The organism is Kitasatospora cystarginea (assembly GCF_039533515.1).
Lineage (GTDB): Bacteria > Actinomycetota > Actinomycetes > Streptomycetales > Streptomycetaceae > Kitasatospora > Kitasatospora cystarginea.
This window is the reverse complement of sequence record NZ_BAAATR010000090.1, coordinates 1-9,785: the sequence shown is the minus strand read 5'-3', so window position 1 is coordinate 9,785 and position 9,785 is coordinate 1. Positions and strand designations below refer to the sequence as shown.

General features: G+C 72.7%; 8 protein-coding genes and 2 pseudogenes. 5 read left to right on the top strand and 5 right to left on the bottom strand.

All coding sequences use genetic code 11. The features are described from left to right. Positions 1–339 precede the first annotated feature (339 nt). Positions 340–528, top strand: coding sequence for a hypothetical protein (locus ABD369_RS39395; RefSeq protein ID WP_344641459.1), 189 nt, complete (start codon positions 340–342; stop codon positions 526–528). Positions 529–715: 187 nt separating this feature from the next. Here the strand turns inward: ABD369_RS39395 and ABD369_RS39390 are convergent, their stop codons facing one another. Both ABD369_RS39390 and ABD369_RS39385 read right to left on the bottom strand, forming a co-directional pair. After that, the gene (locus ABD369_RS39390) at positions 716–3,298 is read right to left on the bottom strand and encodes a DUF7825 domain-containing protein (protein WP_344641458.1); all 2,583 of its coding nucleotides are present in this window, start codon (positions 3,296–3,298) and stop codon (positions 716–718) included. After that, positions 3,295–4,701 (bottom strand): SWIM zinc finger family protein, encoded by a 1,407-nt coding sequence (locus ABD369_RS39385; RefSeq protein WP_344641457.1) that lies wholly within the window; start codon positions 4,699–4,701, stop codon positions 3,295–3,297. The genes ABD369_RS39390 and ABD369_RS39385 overlap by 4 nt, the downstream gene beginning before the upstream one ends. 767 nt (positions 4,702–5,468) lie before the next feature. Between ABD369_RS39385 and ABD369_RS39375 the strand changes: the two genes are divergently transcribed. The 3 genes from ABD369_RS39375 (at position 5,469) to ABD369_RS39365 (ending at position 8,360) form a co-directional block, all read left to right on the top strand. Beyond that, positions 5,469–6,098, top strand: a complete 630-nt coding sequence (locus ABD369_RS39375; protein WP_344641456.1) for a hypothetical protein — start codon at positions 5,469–5,471, stop codon at positions 6,096–6,098. 394 nt (positions 6,099–6,492) lie between these two features. After that, complete coding sequence (locus ABD369_RS39370) at positions 6,493–7,023, top strand: SigE family RNA polymerase sigma factor (RefSeq protein ID WP_344641455.1); 531 nt, start codon at positions 6,493–6,495, stop codon at positions 7,021–7,023. Between the two features lie 32 nt (positions 7,024–7,055). Next, entirely contained in the window at positions 7,056–8,360 is a 1,305-nt protein-coding gene (locus ABD369_RS39365) for a hypothetical protein (protein ID WP_344641454.1), read from the top strand. Positions 8,361–8,479: 119 nt separating this feature from the next. Here ABD369_RS39365 and ABD369_RS39360 read toward each other — a convergent pair. From ABD369_RS39360 to ABD369_RS39350, 3 genes and pseudogenes are all read right to left on the bottom strand, one after another. Then, positions 8,480–8,590, bottom strand: a pseudogene (locus tag ABD369_RS39360) (DNA-binding protein); the annotation flags it as partial. Positions 8,591–8,593: 3 nt separating this feature from the next. Next, positions 8,594–9,064 carry a dienelactone hydrolase family protein gene (locus ABD369_RS39355; RefSeq protein WP_344641453.1) on the bottom strand — a complete coding sequence of 157 codons (471 nt, stop codon included), beginning with the start codon at positions 9,062–9,064 and terminating at the stop codon, positions 8,594–8,596. Then, a complete protein-coding gene (locus ABD369_RS39350) occupies positions 9,061–9,363 on the bottom strand; it encodes a dienelactone hydrolase family protein (protein ID WP_344641452.1) in 303 nt (100 codons plus the stop codon). Before ABD369_RS39350 ends, ABD369_RS39355 begins: the two co-directional genes overlap by 4 nt. A gap of 127 nt (positions 9,364–9,490) precedes the next feature. Between ABD369_RS39350 and ABD369_RS39345 the strand changes: the two are divergent. Next, positions 9,491–9,785 (top strand): annotated as a pseudogene (locus tag ABD369_RS39345) (transposase); the annotation flags it as partial.

Here is a 9,785-nt window from a genome sequence, read left to right as displayed (position 1 = left end):
GGCGGCTGTACGAGGCCCGCGACGCCGGAGCCCCCCAGGCCCAGCAGGAAGCGATCCTCGCCGAGGCCCTGCGGGACGAGTACTTCAAGGACCGCGGCCGCCGCGCCCGCGGCCTCGACGTCGAGCTGAACGACATCGCCTGGATGGACGTCGAGCTGTAGAACCATTCCCCAGCGGCCCCGTGTCGCCGAAATGTGAGTGAGCGCTTCAGCTGGCGGATGAGCAGTTGAGTTGCCGGGTTGAACGCTTGGCTGATGCCGACTGGACCACGCAGCGGCTGGCCGGCCTCGCGGTGCACAGGCTGCCCACGGCGCGGTAGAGCTGCCGCCTGCCGAGGAGTTGGCCGCCCTGGTCGCCGAGTTCGACCGGATGCGGGTGCTGGTGGCCACGGCGTGGATGCAGGCTGCGGACCAGCTGGCGGCCGTCCCGGACGCACCCACTGCGCTGACCAGCCCGTACTGGTACGGCCAGGACTTGCCCTGCGCCGTCTACCACCTGCACGACATGGCCGACGGCATGGAACCGTAGGGCCTGACCGGGGGAGGAACACATGGCCCGTTCCCGGCATTGGAGCTGCCAGGAACGGGCCACAACGCATTCCGCCGCCTTGCCGCGCCTCGGCCGACCTCGGTGGGTATCCGGTCGCGCCGGAGGGCGAGGGCGCCCTCGCCGCGCAGGGGACGGCGGTCTCCGCGTTGCTGGGGTGAGCCGCCTCTCAGCTCGCCGTCAGCACGGCGTGCAGTGCCCGGGCCTCCTTCAGCAGGCGGGAGGAGCCGCGGCGCGCCGCCAGCGCCTCGACCACCGGCAGCGCACCGGTCGCGCCGCTGCGGGCGGCGCAGTCGGCGGCGATGGCCAGCAGCTCCGGCACGCCGCGTATCGGCTCCGGGGCCAGCAGGCCCGGCAGGGCGGCGCGGAGGACCGACCAGACCGTCCCGTAGGCGCCGGACTCGGCAGCCTGACGGAGGGTGAGCGGCACCCGGTTCAGCGGGGCCACGCCGCAGCGGACCGCCTCGGCGAGATCGGCGCCGAGGCGGTCCGCGTCGAGCGCGTCTTGGGCGGCGAGCAGCAGCAGCGCGTCCACGGCGGCCGTGCGGTCCTCCGCCGTCGCCGCGCCGAGCGCGCACGCCACCGTCAGGTGGACCCCGGGGCCGGCCGGACCGCCCGCCTCGACCAGCTGCGGCAGCAGCTGCGCGCCCTTGGCGCCGTACTGGGCGGCTTCGATGATCGCGTTGCCGAGCCGGACCGCCAGCTCCTCGCGGTGGCAGGGCAGCACGGCGAGGGCGTAGGGCGTCGCGATGTCGCCGTAGACGAGGATGTGGCGCCCCTCCCCGTCCACCATCGGGTTGAGCATCCGGCGTATGTCCGGGTGGAGCCCGGGCTCCTGATCCGGCGCGAGCCCGGGCTGGGTGACGCGCGGGCACGCACGCGGCCCCGCCCCGGCCGGCAGCCGCTCGGTGCGCTGGCCGGGCAGCCCGCCCTGGGCGAGCCACTGGGCCAGCCGTCGGCCCTCCGCCGAGCGGAGCTGCACGGCTGCCGCCTGCACCGCCGGATCGTCCGTCGGCAGGACGCGGAGCAGCGCCTGGCTGAAGTCGGCCGCGCCGACCTCGCCCTCCGCCGCCTCCAGGGCGGCGAGGCGCTCCACCAGCACGGCCGCCTCCAGCCCGCCGTCCGCGTAGCTGGGCGTGGCGACGAGGAAAGGCGTGCGTCCGAGCACGATGAGAGCGGCGGCCTCGTGCACCCGGGTGGCGTGGACGGCGCTGAGGCGCTCCTGATGTTCCGTCCGGAGCGGGCCCTGCCCCTGCAGCATGGCGTGCGCCCGCGCCTCGGTGACCTGACCTGCGGCCGCGGCTGCGGCGAGGGCGATCCAGGTGTGGTCCGGAGACCAGACGCTGAGCGTCTCGGCCCACTCCTCCTCGCCCAGCACCGGCTTCAGCGCCGCCCGGAGCGCCTCCCCGTCCCGGAACGCCTCGCGGACCAGGCCGGCCAGCGTCCGCTCGAAGGCGGCGACGCTGTCGTCGCCCGCCAGCACGGCGGCCAGCTCCTCGGCCACGCCGACGGGACCGTCCAGCGGCTCGGCCAGCGGCACCGACTGGGGGAGCGGCGGCAGCAACTCCTCGTAGGGCGCGGCCGCATCCGAGGCGGCGGGGGCGTCCAGGCCGAAGAGCGCCACCGCACTGGCGGCCTGGGCCGGACCGAGCAGCTCGGTCGCCGCCTGCAGTTCAGGCAGCAGGGCAGGACCCGCCACCTTCAGGTGACGCGCCGCCACCTTGAGCGCCCGCTCCTGCAGTTCCGCGTCGCTCTGCCCGAAGGCCAAGGCCGCGCCGCGCACGGCCGCCGCCGCCCAGTCCGGGGAACGCCGACCGGAGCGGTCCAGCCAGGCGAGCTGGGCGCGCAGCAGCTTCTTCTCGCTGCGGAAGAAGACCGTGGTCGAGGCCTCGGTCAGGTGCTCCGGCTCCAGCAGGCCCGCGGCGTCCGCCTCGGCGAGCTGTGCCTGGCCGAGGGCGGCCACCGGCGACAGGCTGTCCAGCAGCGGCAGGTAGGCGCGGATCCGTGCGGCGATCTCCTCCGGGGTCGGCGCGAGCTCCTCCAGCAGCCGCTGGAAGCCGCGCTGGTCGCCCGGCCGTCCGCCGCGCGCCAGCCGGGCCAGGCAGCGGTCGAGTATCTCGTCGCGCTCGACCACGCCGGCCTCGATCAGCCCGAGGACCGCGCCGCGCCACGCCTCGCCCAGCTGGTCGCCCGCGCCGACGACGCCGAAGAGCCCGAGGAGCAGCGAGGGGGTCGACGGCGCCTGGACCAGCCGGAGCAGCAGCTCGCGTCGGTACTCCTCGGTCGCGTAGGGCGGGACGTGGTGGCGCTGCCACGCCAGCACCACACCGTCCGTGACCGGTACCGGCAGGCCCGTGGCGCGGGCGAGGCGCTCGATCGCCGGGTACTCGTCGCCGAGCCAGGCGGTGGGCCGTCGTTCGGCGATCCTGCGCAGCACCTCCGACTGCCACTCCGGACTCTGTTGGTCGACGACGGCCAGGACCGCCTCGTTCTGCCAGACCACGATCCCGGCGGGGGAGCCGACTCCGCTCGCCCAGGAGAACGCGGCGGAGGGCGCCGTGTTGCAGCCCAGCCCCGCCACCAGCAGGGCCAGCTTGTGGCCTCCCGAGTGCTCCCACCAGGCGACGGACAGCTTCTTGCGGCGGCGCTTGAGTTCGGGCAGCAGGGCGCGGCGCTCCGCCGGTCCCAGTGCGGCCAGCGCAGCCACGACGCCGTTGGCATCCCCAGCGTCCACACAGTCCAGCAGGCTCATCGCGCCGCCATCTCCTTCACATCGTTCGAGGCGGCGCTCTCCGCCGCCAAGCCCACCGCCAGCACGTGCTTGCACGGTCCGCGCCCGCCGCGGTACTTGGCCCACCAGAGGCAGGTGCACCCCAGCGAGCCGTCCCCGGCGCGCCGGACCCGCTGCACATGATCCTCCACGTGCACCAGCGCCCCGCCGTCGGCCTGTGGCCGGACTGCCCCCACGGCGACCAGAGCGCGGGCGGCCCGCAGCCGCGGGTTGTGGGACTCCGCCCGGCCAGCGTCGTAGGGGAGCTGGCGGTGGAAGAAGGCCGCCTCGGCGGTGTCGTAGCCGACCTGCCCGGAGGTACCCAGCCGGGTCAGCGCCGCGCGGACCCGCTGCGACGACAGGCCGGCCTGCTCGGCCAGCTCCGCCACGTCGATCCGCGGCTCCCAGGCCAGCAGCACCGCGACCAGGTCCGCGTCCTGCTCGCTGCCGGCCGATGCCAGCGCGTCCAGCACGCCGCCCTCGCCGGAGAAGCCGCGGGCCGGGTCGGGAGAGAGAGTGAGCGTCAGCCGCATGTCGGGCAGCTCGACCTCCCAGGCTGAGCTGGTCGGCCGGCTGTCCCCGGCCGTCAGCGGCGGGCCGTAGACGCGCAGCGCGCGAGCGTGGCGCAGCACCCGCTGCAGCGCGACCAGCCGCTGCGGGCCGGGCAGGCAGACGGCGCCCGGAACGGGCCGGCTGGTCGGGCGCAGCAGACGCCCGGTGGGGACGACCCACTGCGTCGCGCCGGCCGTGCCGCGCGCGCCCCCCGCACTTCCCGCCGTCAGCGAGCGGAGGAAGCGGACCGCCTCGGCGGCGGGCAACTCGGCGCGCAGGTCGAAGCCGGCGGCTACCACCTGCGTCTCGGCGAAGCCGCGCAGCCAGCGGCCCGGCAGCGGAACCTTCTTCTCCACCAGCGGTCCGTCCGGCGTGGTGACCTCCAGCGCCTCGGTGCCGACCGCGAGCCGTAGCGGCTCGGCCGGGCCGAGGCGGCCGAGGGCGTCCCGCAGCGGGACGTTGATGTCGACGTTGGTGGTTCCGTGGCCTATCCCGCCGCCGTCCAGGCCGGACTCGAGCACGTCGAGCCGGGCGTAGACGCCGCCGCAGCCGGAGAAGGACTCGAAGCGCAGCCGGTCGCCGTTGGCGGTGACCACCGGGTCCAGCGAGGCGGGTAGTCGGGGCTGGTAGTAGCGTGCGGCGGCCACGTCCGCGACGGCGAGCAGCCCGGCGGCCGCGGCCGCCGGGGCTGTCAACATCCCCTCGAAGAAGTGGGGATGGGTGACCTCGCCGAAGGGTGTGGCCCCGCCGGAGGTCTCCAGCCCGAGGCGCCCGTGCAGGTCGTCCAGCACGGAGGAGCGCAGATAGCGGTACGTGTGAGCGGCTTGCGTCATGTCGGGAACGCTAGAGCAGGGGGCTGACAGCGTTCGGCGCCGGGCCTGCGGCGACGGGGCCCGGGCGCTCAGTCGCTCGGGGCGGCCCCCTCCCTCAAGCTGCCGCGCCAAGCGGGGCGAAGACGAGGCCGAAGACCGCGGCGATCACGACGTCGAAGCGGTGGTGCATGAGCAAGGTGACCACGGGTTCCTCCACGCGGTAGGGGCGGGACCGGACTGCGCCGACCGGGACGGGCGGCGCAACCGTCGTCCGCCCCTTCCAGGCCGCCTCCGGCACCCCAGACACGGGCCCCGCGGAAATTGCGGCCGCTGCCGGTGCCGCCGACCGCCGGGCGCCGGCTGTTCCGGGCGTGCTCGGGGTTGCTGGTGCTGGGTCTGTCCGGGGTGGGTGGTGCCGGGGCCGGCCTTGTTCTGATGGTGGGGTGCGGGGTGCAACGCGGGGCTGTCCCGAAGTCGGACAGGCCGTGCAGGGCCTGCAGCGTGATCGCGGCGGCCAGGATCTGCGGCGGCATGCTCGGCCCGCCGTTCGCCGACGGATACATGTCCGCGAACATCCCCGTCGGGAACAGTCGACCCCGGTGCTCGGCCAGGAACGCGAAGACACTCCCCGCCGGGATCAACTCCCGGCACGTCTGCCACACGTCCGGCCCAACCGTCTCCCCGACTTCGGCTGGGAGTGCAACACAACCGAGCCCGGCGGCATTTAGTAAGTGAGCCGCTCTACCGCAGCGGATCGTCTGAATGTCATGTCCTACCAGGGAGCAATTTTGAGTAAGCGTCATCTCCGCCGTACCGTCGCCGGCCTGGCCTCTTCGGCGCTGGCCCTGACCGCGCTCGGCACGGTCGGCGCGACCGTCGCATCGGCTGCCCCGCACGCGGCCCTCTCAGGGGCGGACGTCCCGCTGTGTTACAACTGGGAAGGCTATACTCCCGTCGTCGGCGAGATGGTCGGTCTGCACGTGGATGCCGATTCCCGATGGTCCGGTGTCGTCAAACTCGCCAACGTCTCGAAGCAGGCCTGCGTGATGTACGGGCCCGCTGATGTGCGGACCGACGACGTGCGGTCCGCCAACTGGCCCGTGCTCACCAAGCTCACCACCGGTGTCCTGGGTGACGGAATCTTCTCCGTCGACAAGGAGCACGGAACGGTACTGGAGCCTGGACAAGAGGCCTTCCAGCCCGTCACCTGGCTTAACTCTCCGCCGATCGCTCCCGAGGCGAGCTGCGCGCAGGGCTCTCTCCTCGACATAGTCCGCAACGGCGAAGAGTTCGACGTGGCCGTTCGCGTCCCTGCCACCCGCTTCTGCCCCAGCGGGGACATCGGCTCCCCGCAGGTGCTGATCGGGGTTCCGCAGACCACCCTGGACGACGCGCGGGCCCAGCTCCAGAACCTCTGACACCAAGGAGAGAGCGCCACCGACCGGCAGGCGGGCTGCCGGCTGAAGTTCCACCCTGCGGTGTCCAACCGCAGGGTGGAACGCCTCCGCCAAGGCCGAAAAGTGCTTCGGGTCCAGGAGCGCGTGACATCGAGCCACAGCAGCAGGCGTGCTGAAGCCTGCCGCAGGCCACGTCACGTCTGCCGGCGCATGGTCGCTGCCGGCGCGGTCCCGTCCGAGTCCCGCCGCTCCACCCCCGCGGAACCGGTGATCGCCCTGACCGCACCCCGACCCGACCCTGATGCCGACTCAGGTCCCACACCCGCAGAGCTCGAAGGCCGGCCTGGACCTCCCTCGGAAAAAATAATCTGATCACACCTGCAACATCATCAACTTCTCACGGCGTTAGCGGGGCATGGACCACACCTCGACGAGCGAGACGACGGCCCCGAGGCCGGTCGACTTCCTGGAGTTCGCCGCCGCTTGCGGAGGGCGCCTGTTCAGGACGGCCTACCTGCTGACCGGCGGTGACGCGTACCTTGCCGAGGACCTCGTCCAGGAGGCGCTCAGCCGGATGTACGTCCGCTGGCGGCGGTTGTCGCGACTCGAGAACCCGGCCGGTTATGCGCAGGTCGTCCTGGCCAACACCTTCGTGTCGTACCGGCGGCGCCGCAGCAGCAGCGAACGTGTGGTCCACGAGTTCCCGGAGATCGTCGTACACGACGGCGACCCGACCCTGAGACTGACTCTCCTGCAGGCACTGCGCGAACTCTCCCCGCAGGACCGGGCGGTGCTCGTCCTGCGATTCTGGGAGGACCGCAGCGTCGAGGAGACCGCGGCCGCCCTGCAGCTGTCCTCCTCCGCGGTGCGCTCGCGCAGCCATCGGGCGCTCGGGCGGATGCGCGTACTGCTCGGTGACGGCTTTGCCACGCAGGCGATTCACTGACCTTCCCAGCTCCCGAGAAACGGTGTACAGCCATGCCTTTTGAAGACGAGTTCGCCTCGGCGCTGCGGGAGGTGGCCGACGTCAGCCTCGTGCGCGGGGTCGACGAGCTGGCCGCCGACGCCGCACGGCGCGGCAGACGGAAGAAACTGCGCCGCAACGTCATCGGCGGTGCGGTCATGGTCGCCGTGGTGGCGAGCGGCGCGGCCGCGGTCGCGTCCCTGCCGGGCGGGAGGGGGACGACGGACCCCGCAGCCCCCGCGTCGGCCTCCGTCTCCGGTTCCCCCGCGCCGACCGCCGCCGCCTCGACCCCGGCCGCGCCGGTCGGCGCCGACCAGATGCTGAGCCTCCTCAAGTCCGCGATCCCGAGCGGCTGGCAGGAGAGCAACCCCGACAGCCGAAGCACCGAGCCGGACCCGAAGCTCAACGGCCGCCGGGCACCGTACGCCGGCCTCACGCTCGAGGACGGTCAGGGGCAGGGCTCGATCACGGTGAACCTCCGTCGCGACCCCACCCCCGTCGACATGAACGCGGACTGGGCCAAGTGCCCCGACCCGACCTACGAGCCGTACACGGTCTGCAGCCACACCGCACGACCGGACGGCTCCTACCTGACCGTCCTGCAGCGGTGGACCCACCCCGACAAGGCGCGCGGCTTCAAGCAGTGGTTCGCGACGCTGCGCCGTCCGGATGGAGCGGTGGTCGACGTCAACGAGTACAACATGCCGGGCCAGACCGTCTACCAGCTCACCCGGACCGATCCGCCACTGACTGCGGACCAGCTCGCCGCCATCGCCACCGACCATCGCTGGGACCAGGTCCTGAACGCGCTGCCCGCCGCGGCCGCTCCCGCGAAGACCGACATGCCGCCGCCGAACTTCACCTCGCCCAAGGTCGACCAGATCCTGGCCACCGCCGCCCAGCTCCTGCCCAACGGGCTGAAGGAGAGCGACACCGGCGGCAGTGGCGCCATCGGCGACGCCCACTTCACCGTCGACGACGGCCAGGGCAAGAGCCTGATCGAGGTGATCGTCCAGGACTGGAGCGGCTTCCAGCCGAGCAAGTTCTCGGGTGCCGACGTCAGCACCGAGTTCAAGAACGCCACCACGCTGTCCGACGGGACCAAGGTGCTCTCGTACACCGAGGACGACTTCGCGGGCCACAAGGGCATCGTCCGCAACGGCGTCGACATCCTGCGGCCGGACCACCTGCGTGTCCTCGTCCACTCCTTCAACTCCGCCGCTCCGGCGGGCCAACCGACGCGGGACGCCCCGGCCCTGACGCTGGACCAGCTCCAGGCCCTCGCCACCAGCCCCGCCTGGCACGGCCCGGCGAAGTGACCCACCCGGCGGCTCACCGCAGTCGGCCTGGGCCTCCCGCACGAGGGGACGGGAGGCCCGGGCCGATCTGGTGGCGCTCGCCTCCCCGGGGACGTGAGCGCTACACGCGCCCTGGCTCGGATCGCGATGAGCCGGACACGGCTGCCGCAGAGCTTCGCCATGCCGTCGACATCCGAGGTGAGCATGGCCACCGGCCCCGGCCGGCGCAGCACCGTCTCGGCGACGGTCGCCCATCAGCGCGCCTGATGGGCGAGCTGCTCGGCGTGGTCAGGTCCGGTGAGGAATGCCTGCACGCGCTTCCAGGCGTGCTTCGCGGCATCGGGGTCGGTGTCGAGGAATCGGTGCCCGACTCCCGGGTAGACGACGAACTCATGTGACACGCTCGCTCCGTGCAGTGCGTCGCGGATCTCCTGCTGCGAGTTCGGCGGGATGATGTGGTCGTGCTCGCCGACGAGGAACAGCACTCGTGCGGTGATCGCGGCGGTGCGGGACAGGGTCGGTTCGGGCCTGCCGAGCGGGACTTCGGTCGTCGGCAGCCAGCCCCCGTAGAACACCACCACGGCGTCGAGGTCGTGCGCGGTCGCGGCGAGGTAGGCGATGTGGCCGCCCATGCTCAGGCCGACCATCGCGACCCGTCCACTGCTGGCGGCACGCAGGTGGCCGATGGCGGTGCCCACGTCGGCGAGGACCTGTTCGCGCGTCATGAGATGCAGCAGCTCGAAGCCCCGGCTGCGACCCGCGTCATCGCGCGGCAGATCGGCCCAGGGGGCCGGTGGTGGAAGTCGGGGGCGAGCGCGACGAATCCGAGCCCCGCGAGCCGTTCGCAGACGTCCCGCACACGCTGGTCGATCCCGAACAGCTCCATCCCCACCACGATGCCGGGGAACGCTCCGGGTGCGGCGGGACGGGCGAGATAGCCGCCCATGCCCGCCCCGTCGCGGCCCACCGGGATCTCGACGTGCTCGGTGCGAACGGGGTACGTGATCGGAAGTCCTGTGGTCATGCCCCGACCGTACGCAGCTGTCTAAGACCGACCGGCAAATGGTGGGTGGGGCAGCCCAGGCGGGCCCGAACGCAAGGCAGGCACGAGCCTGAGTGATCATGACGCTCAGTGATCACCCGGAGGGCTCGTGCCTGCGGTCCCATCATGCCTTTTGGAACCCCCTGTGGGACCAATTCGCCGCTCTGCTGCCCGTGCCACGGATACGCCGAGAGCCATCCGCTGGGTTGTCACCGGCGACGGGTTCCAGAGCGGACCGTCTTCGAGTACATCGTGCTCGCGCTGGTCCACGGCTCCGGCTACGAACGGATCGCTGGCGCCGGATGCTCCGGTCGGACCATCCGGCGCCGCGTCAAGCAGTGGGCTGAACTGGGGATATCCGAGAAGGTCCATGCCCTTGCACTCGAGGCCTACGACCGCATGAT

Coding starts and splice junctions, on each gene's coding strand:
- ABD369_RS39390 (WP_344641458.1), bottom strand. CDS start 3,298: ATGAGCCTGCTGGACTGTGTGGACGCTGGGGATGCCAACGGCGTCGTG.
- ABD369_RS39385 (WP_344641457.1), bottom strand. CDS start 4,701: ATGACGCAAGCCGCTCACACGTACCGCTATCTGCGCTCCTCCGTGCTG.
- ABD369_RS39370 (WP_344641455.1), top strand. CDS start 6,493: ATGGACCACACCTCGACGAGCGAGACGACGGCCCCGAGGCCGGTCGAC.
- ABD369_RS39365 (WP_344641454.1), top strand. CDS start 7,056: ATGCCTTTTGAAGACGAGTTCGCCTCGGCGCTGCGGGAGGTGGCCGAC.
- ABD369_RS39355 (WP_344641453.1), bottom strand. CDS start 9,064: ATGACGCGCGAACAGGTCCTCGCCGACGTGGGCACCGCCATCGGCCAC.
- ABD369_RS39350 (WP_344641452.1), bottom strand. CDS start 9,363: ATGACCACAGGACTTCCGATCACGTACCCCGTTCGCACCGAGCACGTC.